General features: G+C 56.6%; 13 protein-coding genes and 1 tRNA gene. 10 read left to right on the top strand and 4 right to left on the bottom strand.

All coding sequences use genetic code 11. The features are described from left to right. Positions 1-18 precede the first annotated feature (18 nt). The 5 genes from ACR0D6_RS18110 to ACR0D6_RS18130 all read left to right on the top strand — a co-directional run bounded on the left by ACR0D6_RS18110 (position 19) and on the right by ACR0D6_RS18130 (position 5452). Positions 19-978 carry a dihydrodipicolinate synthase family protein gene (locus tag ACR0D6_RS18110; RefSeq protein WP_480766546.1) on the top strand — a complete coding sequence of 320 codons (960 nt, stop codon included), beginning with the start codon at positions 19-21 and terminating at the stop codon, positions 976-978. Continuing rightward, positions 969-1901: a 4-hydroxyproline epimerase gene (locus tag ACR0D6_RS18115; protein WP_480766547.1), complete on the top strand. Its 933-nt coding sequence runs from the start codon at positions 969-971 to the stop codon at positions 1899-1901. The genes ACR0D6_RS18110 and ACR0D6_RS18115 overlap by 10 nt, the downstream gene beginning before the upstream one ends. A gap of 48 nt (positions 1902-1949) precedes the next feature. Beyond that, on the top strand, positions 1950-3191 hold the full coding sequence (locus ACR0D6_RS18120; protein ID WP_480766548.1) for an NAD(P)/FAD-dependent oxidoreductase: 1242 nt from the start codon (positions 1950-1952) through the stop codon (positions 3189-3191). A 38-nt stretch (positions 3192-3229) separates the two neighbouring features. Further along, complete coding sequence (locus ACR0D6_RS18125) at positions 3230-5296, top strand: capsular polysaccharide synthesis protein (RefSeq protein ID WP_480766549.1); 2067 nt, start codon at positions 3230-3232, stop codon at positions 5294-5296. Between the two features lie 70 nt (positions 5297-5366). Then, positions 5367-5452 (top strand) — tRNA-Leu (locus tag ACR0D6_RS18130). A gap of 31 nt (positions 5453-5483) precedes the next feature. Here ACR0D6_RS18130 and ACR0D6_RS18135 read toward each other — a convergent pair. From ACR0D6_RS18135 to ACR0D6_RS18145, 3 genes are read right to left on the bottom strand one after another with little or no spacing between them, the layout of a single operon-like run. Next, the gene (locus ACR0D6_RS18135; protein WP_480766550.1) at positions 5484-5882 is read right to left on the bottom strand and encodes a (deoxy)nucleoside triphosphate pyrophosphohydrolase; all 399 of its coding nucleotides are present in this window, start codon (positions 5880-5882) and stop codon (positions 5484-5486) included. Next, positions 5879-7105 (bottom strand): bifunctional glutamate N-acetyltransferase/amino-acid acetyltransferase ArgJ, encoded by a 1227-nt coding sequence (gene argJ, locus ACR0D6_RS18140; RefSeq protein ID WP_480766551.1) that lies wholly within the window; start codon positions 7103-7105, stop codon positions 5879-5881. Before argJ ends, ACR0D6_RS18135 begins: the two co-directional genes overlap by 4 nt. Before the next feature lie 5 nt (positions 7106-7110). Beyond that, positions 7111-7959, bottom strand: a complete 849-nt coding sequence (locus ACR0D6_RS18145; protein WP_480766552.1) for a peptidylprolyl isomerase — start codon at positions 7957-7959, stop codon at positions 7111-7113. Positions 7960-8135: 176 nt separating this feature from the next. Here ACR0D6_RS18145 and secA point away from each other — a divergent pair, with 176 nt between their 5' ends. The 4 genes from secA (at position 8136) to ACR0D6_RS18165 (ending at position 14644) form a co-directional block, all read left to right on the top strand. After that, on the top strand, positions 8136-10841 hold the full coding sequence (gene secA / locus ACR0D6_RS18150) for a preprotein translocase subunit SecA (protein WP_480766553.1): 2706 nt from the start codon (positions 8136-8138) through the stop codon (positions 10839-10841). A gap of 100 nt (positions 10842-10941) precedes the next feature. After that, positions 10942-11877 carry a hypothetical protein gene (locus ACR0D6_RS18155; protein WP_480766554.1) on the top strand — a complete coding sequence of 312 codons (936 nt, stop codon included), beginning with the start codon at positions 10942-10944 and terminating at the stop codon, positions 11875-11877. A gap of 24 nt (positions 11878-11901) precedes the next feature. Further along, positions 11902-13461, top strand: a complete 1560-nt coding sequence (locus ACR0D6_RS18160; protein ID WP_480766555.1) for a phosphate ABC transporter substrate-binding/OmpA family protein — start codon at positions 11902-11904, stop codon at positions 13459-13461. A gap of 481 nt (positions 13462-13942) precedes the next feature. After that, entirely contained in the window at positions 13943-14644 is a 702-nt protein-coding gene (locus ACR0D6_RS18165; RefSeq protein ID WP_480766556.1) for a hypothetical protein, read from the top strand. Positions 14645-14698: 54 nt separating this feature from the next. Here the strand turns inward: ACR0D6_RS18165 and ACR0D6_RS18170 are convergent, their stop codons facing one another. Continuing rightward, positions 14699-15646 carry a cation efflux transmembrane domain-containing protein gene (locus ACR0D6_RS18170; RefSeq protein WP_480766557.1) on the bottom strand — a complete coding sequence of 316 codons (948 nt, stop codon included), beginning with the start codon at positions 15644-15646 and terminating at the stop codon, positions 14699-14701. Positions 15647-15887: 241 nt separating this feature from the next. On the opposite strand from ACR0D6_RS18170, the gene ACR0D6_RS18175 reads away from it, so the two are divergent. After that, positions 15888-17066, top strand: a complete 1179-nt coding sequence (locus tag ACR0D6_RS18175; RefSeq protein ID WP_480766558.1) for an efflux RND transporter periplasmic adaptor subunit — start codon at positions 15888-15890, stop codon at positions 17064-17066. Positions 17067-17069: the final 3 nt, after the last annotated feature.

The raw sequence follows: 17069 nt of genomic DNA on the forward strand, positions 1-17069 counted from the left end.
AAACCAACAGAGGCACACATGCAGGACAACGTTTTCACTGGAACCATGCCAGCGCTGATGACCCCTTGCACCGCTGACAGAACACCGGATTACGACGCCCTTGTCAGAAAGGGTCGTGAAATGATCGATGCCGGCATGTCCGCCGTTGTGTATTGCGGCTCGATGGGTGACTGGCCACTGTTGACGGATCAGGAGCGCATGACCGGTGTCGAGCGTCTGGTCGATGCGGGCCTGCCCGTGGTGGTCGGGACCGGTGCGATCAACTCGAAATCAGCCGTAGCCCTTGCAGCGCACGCTCAGAAAGTTGGTGCCGCCGGCTTGATGGTTATTCCAAGAGTTCTGTCGCGTGGTCAGTCGATTGCCGCGCAGAAAAACCACTTCAAGGCGATCCTGTCGGCGGCCCCAGATGTGCCCGCGATCATCTACAACAGCCCGGTCTACGGTTTTGCCACACGCGCCGAGCTGTTCTTTGCCTTGCGGGCTGAACATCCCAATCTGGTTGGATTCAAGGAGTTCGGGGGCAAGGACGATCTGCGCTATGCCGCCGAGCACATCACCAGCAAGGATGATCAGGTCACGCTGATGGTCGGGGTCGATACCGAAGTGTATCACGGCTTTGTCAATTGCGGGGCGACCGGGTCCATCACCGGCATAGGAACCGCCCTGCCGAAAGAGGCGTTGTTGCTGGCCGCCTTATGTCAGAAAGCGGCCGATGGAAACGCCGAGGCCCGTTTGCGGGCCCGCGAACTGGAAGAAGCGTTCGGTGTTCTGGCCAGCTTTGACGAAGGTACCGATCTGGTGCTGTATTACAAACACCTGCTCGTCCTGAACGGTGAAGAGGAATATCGCCTGCATTTTGTCGAATCCGACGCGTTGTCCGACGCCCAGCGCAATTATTGCGAACAACAATATACCCTGTTCCGCAAGTGGTTCGCCGACTGGTCCGCTCAGGGCGGGATAATAGCCGAATGCATGTGATCGACAGCCATACCGGCGGAGAACCCACCCGGGTGATCCTGGATGGCGGCCCCAATCTTGGCTCGGGACCATTGGCAGAACGTGCGCGACGCCTGTCCGACGAACACAAGGATTTCTACCTTTCGGTCATGCTTGAACCGCGCGGCCAACCTGCCATGGTCGGCGCCCTTCTGGTGGAACCAACGGACCCGGAATGCGTCACAGGTGTGATCTATTTCGACGCGGGCGCGGTGCTTGGCATGTGCGGGCATGGCACGATAGGGGTGGCGGTAACGCTGGCGCATCTCGGGCGGATCGGTCCTGGCACGCATCGGATCGAGACTCCGGTGGGCATTGTCGAAGTCGCGCTTTCTGATGCCAACACAGTTACCCTCACCAACATTGAAAGCCGACAGATCGCACAGGCCGTATCGCTGGACGTACCCGGCCACGGGCAAGTGACCGGGGATGTCGCCTATGGCGGCAACTGGTTTTTCATCCTCGACCCCAGCCCGATCCCGGTCGAACCCGGCAACATCCGCGCCCTGACCGATCTGGGAATCGCAATCCGCGATGCGGCCAATGCAGCAGGCATTGGTGGCGAAAACGGCGAACCTATAGATCACGTGATCTTTCAGGGCCCCCCACCTGTTGATGGAGTACACAGCCGAAATTTCGTACTTTGTCCGGACGATGCCTATGACCGCTCTCCTTGTGGAACCGGGTCATCGGCGCGGCTGGCCTGTCTGGCGGCGCAGGGTCAACTAGAACCGGGCGAAGAGATAATCCAACACAGCGTGATCGGCAGCCCCTATCGCCTGTCCTATCAGCCGGGTCCGCAAGGGGGCGTTATCCCGACCATCACGGGTCAGGCTTTTGTCACAGCCGAAGCCCGGCTGATCTTTGGCGATGCAGACCCATTCCGGTCCGGGATCAGGATTTGAGAATCTCGTAGAAGCCGGACCGGCAAAGCGCAGAAAGCAAACGCCACGATGCAGCAACAGGACGTCATCGTCATAGGGGCCGGAATTATTGGCATCAGTACTGCGCTTGCCCTGCAGATGCGCGGGCTGAATGTGCGTGTTCTGGACCGCAAGGGCGTCGCAGCCGAGGCATCACAGGGCAACGCGGGTGCTTTTGCTTTTACCGACATCGAACCTCTGGCCGCGCCGGGCATCATGCGCAAGGCGCCAAAGTGGCTGTTCGATCCTTTGGGCCCTCTATCTGTGCCACCGTCATACGCATGCAAAATCACACCCTGGATGCTGCGGTTCTGGCGCGCCAGTTGGCCTGACCGCTACAAAGCCTCCGTTGTCGCGCAAACCCGTCTGATGGATCACTCGAAAGCCGCGCTTGAACGCCAGATCGTGGCGGTTAACGGCGAAAAGATGATGCGGCGCGAAGGTCAGTTGCAGCTTTACGAAGGAGGCAGGCAATACCGCGACAGCCTTCCCGGATGGCAGCTGCGCAAGGATCATGGCATCGCGTTCGACATCCTGAACAGCCGCGATGCAATCGCCGAGATACAACCAGGCATCCATCCGCGCTTCACCCATGCCGTATATACTCCTGACTGGATGAACGTGACGGACCCCTTGAAGTGGACCGAGCATCTGGCCAATTGCTTTCGGGCGATGGGCGGAACAATCGAGATTGCCTCAATCAGCGCCTTGGAAATTCAGGGGGATGAGGTCGCGCTGCTCACAGCAAAGGACAGCTTCAAGGCCAGCAAAGTTGTCGTCGCCGCCGGAGCGTGGTCTCATTATCTGGCCCGCAGTCTGCAAGACAATATCCCATTGGAAACCGAACGCGGCTACAACACCACCTTGCCCGGTCAGGCCTTTTCGTTGCGTACACAACTTACGTTTGGAAACCACGGCTTTGTTGTCACAAAAATCGGCGACGGATTGCGAGTCGGCGGTGCGGTAGAGCTGGGCGGGCTGGCATTGCCGCCAAATTTTGACCGGGCCAGTACGTTGCTTGCAAAAGCCGAACAATTCCTGCCCGGTCTGAACACGGCTGGGGGCACGCAATGGATGGGATTTCGGCCTTCATTGCCTGACAGTTTGCCGGTGATCGGACCATCTACGCGGTCAGGCAACGTGATTTACGCCTTCGGGCACGGCCACCTTGGGCTGACACAGGCGGCCGGAACCGCAGAGCTGGTTGCTGACATTGTTTCAGGGGCTGAACCACGCCTTCACCTTACTCCTTACGGGGCGAACCGGTTTTGACCACCGCGGAACTTTTGGTGTGAGAGCCCACTCCTTTGGTGTCGGGTACCACGCTGCAATGGAGACAAGGCGCGCCGAAGCAACATGAACACAAACCATCGCGTGTATTTGTTCCCCAGCCGGCTGAAACGCACCCTGACCCGGACCGAGTAATCCAATTTGTTGGTTCCTGCTCGGGCAGGTTGCGAAACAGCAGTGGACAAAGGTCAAACTGGCCGGGTAAGACCCACGAACGCCCATTGCGTCGAGTTGGCTCATACCTGTGGTGCCGAGAACATGACTATCTGTGGCATTGCAGTCTGACCGGGTCACATTCGGTCAAATCAGAAGACTTGAAGAAAGCGACAGACTCTTTCATGGAATTCGCAGTTGTATTTGCAGTGTTTCTGCCTTGGACTTTGTTAATCTGGCTTGCAGTGCACCACAGGAAATCAAGCCGCGCCCGCAAGAAAACCATCGCGGATACAAGACAGCAGTTGGAAAACATCACTGACAGTCTTACCCGCCGCGCGGAACGTGCGGAAAATGAAAATAGAGCATTTGCCCCGACACTGGAACGAGCGGAAAAAGAAAAAGAAGCACTTTCCCAGAAAGTTAAGGGTCTTAATACCGCGGTTAGCAATCACTTTGAAAAGATAGCGGACATTGCGAAGGCGATTCCCGAAGTCACCGGAAACATTATTGAAATTCCGGAACTGGATCCCTCGGAAAACAGGGAAAATACGATCTGGATCTACTGGGATTCCGGTCTCAATTCGGCTCCGGATATTGTCTTGCATTCCTACAAACTGTGGGTGGAAAAGAATCCGGACTTCCAGGTCGTTTTCCTGGATGACGAAAAGCTGAAATCCATCGTCGGGTTTGACTTTGCGGCAGATGCAAATTGCTTTCCTTTCGTCAAACTGACGAAAGCTTCGTTTTCCGACCTTCTTCGGGTGTATCTGCTGTATCGGTTTGGCGGCGTTTGGGTCGACTCGACGACGCTGTGTGTCGAGCCCATTTCGACTTGGCTCCCGAAAGAACAACGGGATCTATTCTGCTTCAGGCAACCGCCGGATCATCCTGACAGGCAGTTGGTGTCTTGGTTTTTGGCGTCCCGGCAGGGGCATCCTGTCATTCGCGAGCTTCTGGAAGAAATCCTGCGCTTCCTTGGGAAGGAAAGAAACGGTCTTGCAACCGTAAATATGCCCGTCCTGCACAATGCCATCGCAAATAAGCGGGATGATCTGGTGTCACGGGAAGGCACAGGATTCGACTTCCTCTCATATTGTGAAGACCGAAATGTGATCCCTTACTTCTGGATGTTCTACCTGTGGAACGAGGTTATGAAAAATAACCAGGACACCAAAAGGGAACTGGACAACAAGATCAACAGCTACTGCCAGCCTTACGCCGAGTGGGACGAATTCAGATCATCGAAAGTTGCCAAGCAAACGCGCAAAAATACCAACAATAAAGATCTGGAAAAGAAGACAATCTACCTGCTGAAAAACTCAACGCCAAAAGCGAGACTGAGCTTTCTTCACATACCCAAGGCCGCCGGATCGTCGATTGAGAATGCGGCCCTGAAAAGAGGAATCTTCTGGGGCAGGTTCGACAGGACGCTTGAGAGGAACGATCTCGGGGTATCGCGTTGGCACTATCCCCAAAAGACCCTGTTCAAGGGCTTTTGTGTCATTCGAAATCCGTATGAGCGGGTGATCAGCCAGTTTCGGCACGAACACGAAACCAATGACTATGACGAAAACAAGCTGAACGCTTGGGTTGAAAAGAAGTTCGAATTGCTACGCGCAAACCCCAACCTGTCGGACGGCCATTTCATTCCACAGGTAGATTTCTTCAAGTTTTGCGATTTCGCAGTCGATTTTGGCAGGCTTGACGCACAGCTGCATAGCCTCCTTTCAGAGTTTGGAGTGCCCGACTTTACAATCGGAAGAAATTTTGGCGGCGCCGTTCAGGATCAAAAAAGGCGCAACTCGACCTACAAGCATCTGGGTATCGAACATCTGTCGAAATCATCGGTCGACATTATGGGCGCGTACTACAAAGATGACTGCGACTTGTACGAAACTGTTGCATCCAGCCCTGACTTTCTTACCAAGTGAATGTGCTGTCGGGCTGATTGCAATAGCCTCCGCAGCAAGTTAGGAAGCAGTGGCAGGACACCTGTCGCGTGCGGGCGTGATGGAATGGTAGACATATCGGACTTAAAATCCGAAGGCCTTAGCGCCGTGTGGGTTCGAGTCCCACCGCCCGCACCACCGACCAGCAATAAATGCTGAACCTGGATGGTCAAAGCCAGTCGCGCAGTATCGGGATCAACGGTATGTCCGCAGCAGGCATTGGGTAATTCCGCAAATCCGCCGCCCGCACCCATTTCAAGGCCTGCCCCTCGTTTGACTGGGGGATACCCTCCCACTTGCGGCAGGCAAACAGCGGCATCAGCAGGTGGAAATCGTCATAGCTGTGACTGGCGAAGGTCAGCGGCGCAAGGCATGAGGCCCATGTGCCGATCCCCAGTTCTTCTTCCAGCTCACGGATCAGGGCGGCTTCGGGGGTTTCACCGTTTTCAACCTTGCCACCAGGAAATTCCCACAGCCCGGCCATGGACTTGCCTTCCGGGCGCTGCGCCAGCAGCACCCGGCCATCGATGTCGATCAGAGCGACGGCAGATACCAGAATGGTTTTCACGACCGGTAATCCGCGTTGATCTCGATATAACCGTGAGTCAGGTCGCAGGTCCAAACGGTGGATGCACCTTCGCCCAGCCCCAGATCTACAGCGATCACAAGGTTCTGGCCTTTCATATAGGCGGCGGCCTCTTCCTCGCGGTATTTGGGGCTGACCCAGCCATTTTCAGCAACCAAGATGTCACCAAACGAGATGCTCAATCGGTCCCGATCCGCCTGTGCGCCGGATTTGCCGATAGCCATGACCACACGGCCCCAGTTCGGGTCTTCGCCCGCGATGGCTGTTTTGATCAGCGGTGAATTGGCAATCGCCAGAGCATGCACTTTGGCATCCGCATCCGAAGCGGCGCCGGTCACACGAATTTCCACGAATTTCGTGGCCCCTTCGCCGTCGCGCACCACCTGCTGTGCCAGATCCAGCATCACGCTTTCCAGCGCCTCGGCAAACGATGCATTTCCGGTTGCGTCGACACCCGAGGCGCCCGTCGCGCACAAAAGCAGGCTGTCCGAAGTCGACGTGTCGCTGTCGACGGTGATGCAGTTGAAGGTACGATCCGTCTGCGCACCCAGCATGGCCTGCAGCGCCGATTGTTCAACCTGCGCATCTGTAAAGATATAGACCAGCATCGTCGCCATATCCGGCGCAATCATGCCCGAACCCTTGGCTATCCCCGCAATAGAGACTGTTTTGCCATCAATATCGACCTGGGCGCTGGCCCCTTTTGGGAAGGTATCGGTGGTCATGATCGCACGCGCCGCATCCTCGATCGCGTGACGGCTGAGCCCCACTTTCAGCGCCTCAAGCTGCGCAACGATGCGGTCATGCGGCAGAGGCTCGCCGATCACGCCGGTGGACGAGGTAAAGACCCGTTCGACTGCAACGCCGGTTGCCTGTGAAACTGCTTGCGTCACTTCGGTTACCGAGGTCTGACCGTAATGCCCTGTAAACGCATTGGCGTTGCCCGAGTTCACGAGAATTGCAGCAGGCCCGTCACTGGAGCCACCGATCTTGTCCTGACAATCCAGGACGGGCGCGGCGCGGGTGGCTGAGCGGGTGAAAACCCCGGCCACCGAAGTGCCCGGGTCCATCACCGCCAACATGACATCTGTCCGGTCCTGATAGCGTACACCCGCCGCAATAGTGGCGAAACGGACACCGTCGATGGCGGGCAGGTCGGGGAAAGCCGCTGGCGCCAGCGGTGAAACCTTGGTAATCGTGGCCACGCGCGTTACTCCTGCAGCAAGTCGATCTGGCGCATGATCTCGGGTCCAGCGCCTTCGAGCGCAGGGCGCTCGATCGTCGCCTTTTGGGTCAGTTCATCGACCTTAGCTTGAATCGCCTCTTGCCGGATGGTCTGAGCCAATTCTCCGCGCACGGCCTCAAGCTCGGGCGCTTCCGTTTTTCGCTTGTCATTCAGCGTGACCAGATGCCAGCCGAATTGCGTCTGAACCGGGTCAGAAACACTGCCTTTTTCCAACGCTACAACCGCGTTTTCGAATTCGGGCACCATCTGTCCCTTGCCGAACCAACCCAGCGCACCGCCATTGGGACCCGAGGGACCAGTGGACTTCTCTTTCGCCAGTTCCGCAAAATCTGCGCCTTCGTCCAACTGGGCCTTGACGGCTTTGGCTTCGTCTTCGCTTTCGACCAGAATATGGCTGGCGTTGAATTCGTCCTCGCCCTCGAATTCGGCGAACTGTGCATCATAGGCGGCCTGAATCGCCTCATCTGTGACCTCGGCAGCGGTGATCGCCTCAACCGTCTGTACCGCGCGTAGGGACCGCGTTTCGTTTTCCAGACGCAGCGCATTCAGTGGGTTCAACGCCTCTTGCTCCTGACCCAACAGGTGTTGCTGGACCAGTTGTTCGAGGATGAAGTCATATAGAACGTCGTCTTCCAACTGCTGATACTGCGCGGGCAGAGCAGACGCGGTGGCGATGACGTGACCCAATGTGATCTCATCACCATTCACGCGCGCCACAACGGTCGAGGCATCGGGTTTGGTTTCGGCGGCCAGTGGCAGGGCCATCACGGCAGCAAGTGCCAGCGATGGCAGAAAAGTGAGGCCTTTGGGCATGGATTCATCCTATTTCTTTGCCGCGACAGGGCGCGACGTTGACACTCTCTGGCCTGCCGCTTACATCGCCTTGAAGCCTTGGACAGGGCCGCCTTTCACCCCCCGTATCTATGGGTTGCGCGCAAGGTGGGCAAGCCTGTCGCAACCAAGACAAGAACAGATCCGCTGGAGTGAACATGCTGGGACTCGGAACGCTCGCCAAAAAGGTGTTCGGAACACCGAACGACCGCAAGATCAAGGCGACCCGCCCCCTGATCGAAAAGATCAATGCGCTGGAACCAGAGTTCGAAAAACTGTCGGATGAGGGTCTGATCGAAAAAACCGCTGAATTGCGCAAACGCGCGCTGGATGGCGAAAGCCTGGATGATCTGCTTCCCGAAGCCTTTGCCAACGTACGCGAAGGGGCAAGGCGCGCTCTGGGTTTGCGCGCCTTTGACGTACAGCTGATGGGCGGCACCTTCCTGCATCAGGGCAATATCTCGGAAATGAAGACGGGCGAAGGTAAGACACTTGTCGCCACCTTCCCCGCCTATCTGAACGCGCTGACCGGAAAGGGCGTGCACATCGTCACGGTAAACGAATACCTGGCCAAGCGTGACTCGGAATGGATGGGCAAGGTGTTCGGGGCATTGGGCATGACCACCGGCGTGATCTGGTCGGGGCAGCCCGATCCCGAGAAAAAGGCCGCATACGCCTGCGACATCACCTATGCCACCAATAACGAGCTGGGTTTTGACTACCTGCGCGACAACATGAAGGCGGATCTGGAAGAGGTTTACCAGAAACAGCACAACTTTGCGATTGTGGACGAGGTGGACTCGATCCTGATTGATGAAGCGCGGACGCCGCTGATCATCTCGGGTCCTTCTCAGGATCGCTCGGATCTGTACACCGCAATCGACGCCCTGATCCCGTCGCTGCAGGACGATCACTATACCATGGACGAAAAGTCCCGGAATGTGACCTTTACCGATGAGGGTAACGAGTTTCTGGAACAGCAACTGCTGGCCGCAGAACTGATCCCCGAAGGCCATTCGCTGTATGATCCCGAAAGCACCACGGTGGTGCACCATGTCAATCAGGGCCTGCGCGCGCACAAGCTGTTCCAGCGCGACAAGGATTACATCGTGCGTGACGGCAATGTTGTCCTGATCGACGAGTTCACCGGCCGCATGATGCCGGGCCGCCGTTTGTCCGAGGGTTTGCACCAGGCTATCGAGGCCAAGGAAGGTGTCGCCATCCAGCCCGAGAACGTGACGCTGGCAAGCGTAACGTTCCAGAACTACTTCCGGCTCTATGACAAGCTTGCAGGCATGACCGGCACGGCCCTGACCGAGGCCGAAGAATTCGCCGAAATCTATGGTCTTGGTGTTGTTGAAGTTCCGACCAACAGGCCAATCGCCCGTCTTGACGAAGACGATCAGGTCTATCGCTCGGCCGCCGAGAAATACGGCGCCATGATAGACGAGGTGAAAGAGGCAAACGCCAAGGGCCAGCCGGTACTGGTCGGCACGACCTCGATCGAGAAGTCCGAGATGCTCAGCCAGCTTCTGACCAAGGGCGGTATTCAGCACAACGTTCTGAACGCCCGCCAGCACGAGCAGGAAGCCAAGATCGTGGCCGAAGCTGGGCGTCTGGGCGCGGTGACCATTGCCACCAACATGGCGGGACGCGGTACCGACATTCAGCTGGGCGGCAATGTCGAACTGAAGGTGCTTGAAGCCATCGCTGAAAACCCCGACGCCGATCCTGCAGAACTGCGCGCGGCCGAAGAGGCGCGCCATTCTGAGGAGAAGCAAAAGGTACTCGACGCCGGCGGCCTGTATGTAATCGCCTCCGAGCGGCACGAAAGCCGCCGCATCGACAACCAGCTGCGCGGCCGTTCAGGTCGTCAGGGCGATCCCGGTCGCACGGCGTTTTACCTGAGCCTCGAAGACGACCTGATGCGCATTTTCGGGTCCGAACGTCTGGACAAGGTTCTGAAGACGCTTGGTATGCAAGAAGGCGAAGCGATCGTGCACCCTTGGGTGAACAAGTCTCTTGAGCGCGCCCAGGCCAAGGTCGAAGGCCGCAACTTTGACATGCGCAAGAACATCCTGAAGTTCGACGACGTGATGAACGATCAGCGCAAGGTGATCTTTAACCAGCGGCGCGAAATCATGTCTGCCGATGACCTGTCCGAGATCGTGTCAGACATGCGCGAACAGGTGATCGACGACCTGATCGACCAGTATATGCCGCCGAAAACCTACGCCGATCAATGGGATACGGATGGCCTTCATGCAGCTGTGATCGAAGGGCTGAATATCGACGTACCCGTGCAGGATTGGGCGGCCGAGGAAGGCGTGGACGATGACGAAATCCGCGAACGTCTGACCAGAGCTGCGGATGACATGATGGCGAAGAAAGCCGTCGATTTCGGCCCCGAGAACATGCGCAATATCGAAAAGCAGGTTCTGTTGCAGACCATCGACAGCAAATGGCGCGAACATCTAGTGACGCTGGAACATCTGCGCTCGGTCGTGGGTTTCCGCGGCTACGCCCAGCGCGATCCGCTGAACGAATACAAGAACGAAAGCTTTCAGCTGTTCGAAACGCTGCTGGACACCCTTCGCGAAACGGTCACGCAGCAACTGGCCCGTGTCCGCCCCCTGACCGAAGAGGAACAGCGTCAGATGCTGGCGCAGATGGCGGCGCAACAGGCGCAGATGCAAAAGGCAGGCCAGCAGGCCGAAGCAATCGCCGAGGCAGATGCCTCGGGCGACGCGCGTCCGGGTTTCGTCGAAGACGACCCCTCCACCTGGGGTAACCCCTCTCGGAACGATAAATGCCCCTGCGGGTCCGGCAAGAAGTTCAAGCATTGCCATGGGCGTTTGTCCTGACCCGGACAGAATCGCGACACAATGACTCCCCGGCGCGGCCACAGATTGGCCGCGTTTCTTAACGAAATTGACCATCGCTCCTTCAACTGGGGAGGGTGTCTTGAGTTATATTCGAAATTTCTTGACCGTGGGCGGCACGGTCGGGTGCGCGCTTGGTGTCGGATTTTTCATGCAGCATGGCCTGTCATGGATGTCCCCCGCGGATTCACCTGGACAACAGCTGGCCTCAAATACCGACAATTTGCCCGAAGTTGCCGTTATCGCCGGGCTGGAGGATATCGTCCTCACTGCTTCGTCTCCGGCACAGGAACAGGCACCTGGCGCATCGGACCATCGGGCAAGTATCGAAAACGCACCTGAACCCAAGTTTGAGAAGACCTGCAATTTGGGTGCCGTGGCCGTCGCAGGGCCGATGGCCAGCGCAAAGCTAAGCGTAGCAGCGCCCTGTAACGCGAATGAACGCGTGTCGATCCATCACAGCGGGCTCGTGTTCACTGAAATGACCGATGCTGACGGGGATCTGGAACTGATGGTGCCCGCCATTACCGAGAATGCGGTTTTCCTGGTTTCATTCGAAAATGGGAAAGGAACGGTGGCCAGCACGCATGTGGGTGATCTGGATGCATACGAACGGATCGCCCTGCAATGGGACACCGATGCCGGTTTCCAGATCCACGCACTGGAATTCGGAGCGGGCTATGGCGAAGACGGACATGTCTGGGCAGACCACTCTGCCCGAGGGGTGGGTCACGTCGTTCACCTTGGCAACAGAAAAGCATCCAAAGCGCAGTTTGCAGAGATTTACACTTTTCCATCCCGTGAGTCCGATAGAACGGGGTCTGTTGCGCTGTCGATCGAAGCTGAGGTGACGCAGGCCAATTGTGGTCGTGACATTCACGCGCAATCCCTTGAGCTGCGTCGGGATCGTAAACTACGGTCACGCGATTTCACGCTGACTATCCCCGATTGTACGGCTGCAGGTGATTTTCTGGTGTTGAATAATCTGCTCCAAGACCTGAAAATCGCTTCAAAGTAATTCGCAGGCAATCTCAGGTATCACATGAACCGGCTCCGTGCGGCGGCGATCGCCGCACTTTCGTTACTGACAATCGCAACCGGTGCCGCGGCGCAGGATATCACTTTGACTTCGCATGACGGCAAGGTTGAAGTGACCGGTTCTCTGTTGGGGTTTGACGGAGAATTCTATCGAATCGAAACACAGTTTGGCGAACTGACGGTGGATGGTTCGGGCGTCACCTGTGATGGTCCCGCCTGCCCTCGTCTGACCGACTTCGTCGCCGAGGTGGTGTTTTCAGGCTCTTCCGTGATGGGAGAGTCGCTGTTGCCAGCCCTTGTCGAGGGGTTTGCGCTGCAAAACGGGCTGACTGCACAACGAAAATCGCAGGGAGATACGCATTTTGTCTATTCTCTGCACCAGCCCGGACGGCAAGCTCCGCTTGCGCGGCTGACCTTCAGACTTGCGCACACCGATCAGGGATTTGCCGATCTTCTGAGCGATGAAGCCGATATAGTTATGGCACAGAGGGAAATACGCCCTCTGGAAAAGGATCAGGCGATACAGGCCGGTTTGGGCGACCTGACTCAACCCAACCGGTCCCGCGTTCTGGCGCTGGACGCGATGGTTCCCGTGGTGTCCGCCGAAAACCCGGTCCGGCAGGTCACGGCCACCGATCTTGCCGATATCTTTGCCGGTAAAATCGCCAATTGGTCCGAATTGGGCGGGCCGGACGCTCCGGTAACACTGCATCTGCCTGATGCGGGATCTGGTCTGGCGCAGGCCGTTGTTGACCAGCTGCTGAATCCGGTCAATCTGACCCTTGCGACGGATATCGTTCGGCACACGCGAAGCAGCGATCTGGGTCGCACTATTTCCAGCGATCCATTTTCAATCGGTATTGCCAGCCACGCCGAAACAGCGACGGCGCGCGCGTTGACTTTGGCGGGTCCCTGCGGGTTTTCCCTGTCGGCAACCCGCTGGACCATAAAGACCGAAGACTATCCTTTGACGTCGCCCATGTTTCTGTATCTGCCTGCTCGCCGCCTGCCAAAGATTGCACGGCAGTTTCTGGCATACGCCCAGGGCCCTGGTGCTCAACTTGTCATCCGCCGGGCGGGTTTTGTGGATCAGTCGACCGAAACCATCAGCATCGGACTGCAAGGTGATCGTCTTGCCAATGTCATCGCATCCAGTGGGGATGAAATTCAGATTGAAGAAATGCGGCGCATGATTGAAACGCTCAGGCCGATGGCGCGCCTGACAACGTCATTTCGTTTTGAGCCCGGTTCCTCCCGCCCGGACGCGCAATCAAGATCGAACATTTTGCAGTTGGCACAAGCGCTGGAGAGCGGAGAATACGACACGCGAAAGCTGATGTTTATCGGCTTCAGCGATGGCGACGGACCAGCAAACGGCAACGCCCGCATCGCACTAAAACGTGCTGAATCCGTGCGCGACGCGGTTCTGGCGGCAATTGAAACCACATTGCCGGAAAACGTCGAAATCGCCGTAGATGCCTTTGGCGAGGCGATGCCCATGGCCTGCGACAACAGCGAGTGGGGCCGGAAAATTAACCGGCGGGTCGAAGTTTGGATCGAGTGAACGCCACACTTCACATGAAATTGCCGATGGCGGATACGTAACCTTCTGCAAACCTACCGGCATCGGCTTTTGGGGACAAAACCCCTTGGCTTGCGGAAAGTGGCAAGAGGCATGGCCAAAAATGACAAGTAGCCCCTCACCTCAACCGCATGATCTGGCTGAGTTGCGGTTTAAAGTTGTTGCTTTATTCGATGCGTTTCTATCAAATTCTTGCCAATGGCGGGTATTCAGCTCTCCAGAATGAAGGATGACAGTGAAACCTGTTCGGTATTTGATTGCATTTGTTTCCTGCGCTTTGTCCCCTCCTGTTTTGGCGCAGGGTGTTGAGCCGGATGTATCAGAAGTGGCCGCCAAAGCCGCATTGGCAGCGCTTAGTGTTGCTGCCACACCAAATGATATCCTGCCGTCATTCAATTTCCTGAGCGCGTCCGGCCCGACCCGGGATTTTCGGTCAACGCAAATCAGGGGCGGATTCAAACCGTTGGAAAACAATCTTTATATTGAATGGCTTGCGGCCTATCAAAACTATAACCCCGTTCTCATTTTTCCCGAAATAGCTCCAGGAAGGGAATTGGACGTGACCTGGGCGAGCATTGCCGGAACGGTGGGGGTTGGCTGGGAATTTCCACTGGGGCGCGATTGGACAGTCCGACCTGTCGGCCATTTGTCATTTGGCCATGTTTCCACAGACGCAATTTTGTCCGGCTCTCCGCTGTCGCGAATGGAAACAAACCCGAACGATGATGCCGATGGAAATCTGGATGCCGTCGGGGTCGGTGCGTCGCTCAGCCTGCTCCGCGAGGAAAAGTTTGGGCTGCTGGAAGGTGAGTACCGAATTCGCCAGACGTTTCTCAAATTTTACCCAATTGACGAACCGCTGGCTGGGGATGCGACCGCAAGATCCAACCAGACCACCTTGTTTGCCCGACACAGATACCCCTTGCCCAAGGTCCGGCCGTTCAAACGTCCTACACGTCTGGTGATCGACACCGGCGTCGCCTTTTTTCACGGGGATAGTGCAACTGTATTGGATACCGACTGGATGGTATCAACCGGTCTGGGGTTGGAAGTCGATACAGGTACCGGCGGGAGGTCGGCGATCAGGGCAGGTCGAATTATGTTAAATGGTGTATTCGCTCAGGATTTTAACGGCGTTGCTATCGGGTTCGGATTAAGTTTCTGACATCAGTTCGTGGATCAGGTTATCCGATTGCACTGCTCTGCACCTTGGCTATCCCTACTCCGTCGGTAGAACGCGGCCGTGTTTCGAGATCACGACAAAGACTTCGGGATCTGGCAGGGCCGCTCCAATATCTCTCTGCAATTGCAAGGTCAGGGCATCAATATGCTCGGCAAGCACGGGACGGTTTGGATCGTAGTAAACGAAGACCGTAAAAAGACGCCCCAGCTTGGAGACCGACAGATCGCAAAGCAAACCCCCATCTTGCGTCAACGTGTGCCTGGCTGCGCGGCGCGCTGCGGCGACATGCCGGGGGCTGGCAGTGACCCCCGCCAATTCACCAAGGCCGCGTATGAAATCCCGGAAATACTGTGCGACGACAGTCGTACACAGAACCAGAACAATGACCGAATCCCCTACCGGAGCAATGGGTGCAAGAAATCCGTCCTTGAGAAAATGAATGCCCAAAAGGCCCACGGCTGCGGCACCGGTGATTATGCCGTCAAAAGCGGCGGCTTTGCTTTCCAGCCGCAGCACCTCGCTGAGATTGCCGGTTTTCTTCCATGACCAGCGATGAAAGGCCCATAACAAGACACAAGTCAGCCCGACGACCACAAAATAGATGGCCATTGGTTCGAATATCAGTTTCGCCTGAGGTGCTCCGTTCACATAGCCAAGGATGTTCATCAGAGCATTGGCTATGGCGAACAGAACCAGACCAAGAAGGGACAGCGCGCGAAACGTGGTGAAAATCGCCTCGTCACCCGCATAGCCGTATGGCCGGAACTTGTCCGGCTGACGGCGCGCATTTCGCGCTACGCGTTTGCCCAGCAGGGCGGCGGAAAAGCCGATCAGCGAAAATAATCCATCAACCAGAATGGCCTGTGAATGCGAAAGATAGGCCGCTATCACGCCCGCCACACCCATAAACAGGTTACCGATCATTCCGGCAGTCAGAGCGCGGCTTTCAAGCTTTTCGGTGTCTTCTTTTGAAATGACCGTCATTGGCGTTCCCGATCCGCGATATGTCTTATGTTGGCGTACTGGGTTCACATTATTCATTATGCCGCGCAGGTCTATGCCCGTACTGGGCAGCGCTGAAGGCTTCAGGGAACACCGGTACCAACTATTGAAACACTGGCTGATCGAAAAAACGGTTAGCACAAAGTCTCTGAAACTGGACTCAAGCGCGATTACCGCTATCGTGAAACGAGAATTCCAGATTATCCATAGTTGAGTAACGTATATGAAACGCCTAGCTGCGCTTATCACGTTGGTTTTTGTCTCGTCGGGCGGCCTTTCTGCTCCGGCTTTTGCGCAGTCGGGCGAACAGGCTCCGCCCAAACCGAAAGTGACCGTTGTTCCGGTCGAGTCAAAGCAGGTCTCGGAAGCCGAAGTGTTCTCGGGCAGGGTCGTACCGGTGAACCAGGTAGATATTCTTGCCCGTGTTCCGGGCTATGTTGAATCCATCGGGTTCGAGGAAGGCGGACGCGTATCAAAGGGTGACCTGCTGATTCAGATCGAACCGGACGCTTATGAGGCGGCGATCACCCAGATACAGGGCCAGATCAAATCCACGCAGGCCGCGAAAACTTTGGCAGATATCGAACTGGACCGTCAGCAAAAGCTGTTTGAAAAAGATGATGTTGCCGAAAACATCGTACAAAAAGCGCAGGCCCAGCAGGGTCAGGTCGAAGGTGAGTTGTTGCAGCTGAAAGGTAGCCTGCAGAATGCACAGCTTAACTTGTCCTATACCAAGATCGCAGCGCCTTTCGATGGGCGGATGAGCTTTAGCAGCCTGTCGGTAGGGGCCTATGTGAACCCGGGCAGCGGGGTGCTTGTGAACCTCGCCAGTATCGATCCGATCTATGTCTCGTTTCCCGTATCCGAAACCGAGCTTCTGAAGTTCAGGGCTGAGCGGTCGGAGAACAAGGGCGGACCGCCTCTGGAAATCGATCTGATTCTGGCTGACGGCTCGGATTATGCGCATAGCGGAAAGGTTTCGCTGCTTGATACCAGCGTTCAGTCCGGAACCGACACCATCATGATAAAGGCAACCTTCCCTAACCCGGACGGGGCGCTTCTGAACGATCAGCTGGTTCGCGTAAAGGTTGTCGATCAACCGCAGGACAAGTCTTTGGTCATACCTGCGATTGCCCTGCAGCGGGATCAGTCCGGATACTTTGTCCTGACGGTCGATGACAGCGGAAAGGTCGCAAAACAGGAAATCGACGTTGCGCGCATTGCCGGGACCGAAGCGGTTGTGGGCAGCGGTTTGAAAGAAGGTGATCAGGTCATCACCGAAGGGTTGCAGCGCGTCCATGCCGGTATCGAAGTGGATGCCGTGCAAAAGACATCTGCGAAATCCGGGCAGGACGGTCAAACCGGCACCACCGGGGGTAATGCAACGGCAAAAGAGGATTGATCC

The sequence above is a fragment of the Ruegeria sp. BJ6 genome (genome assembly GCF_056537885.1).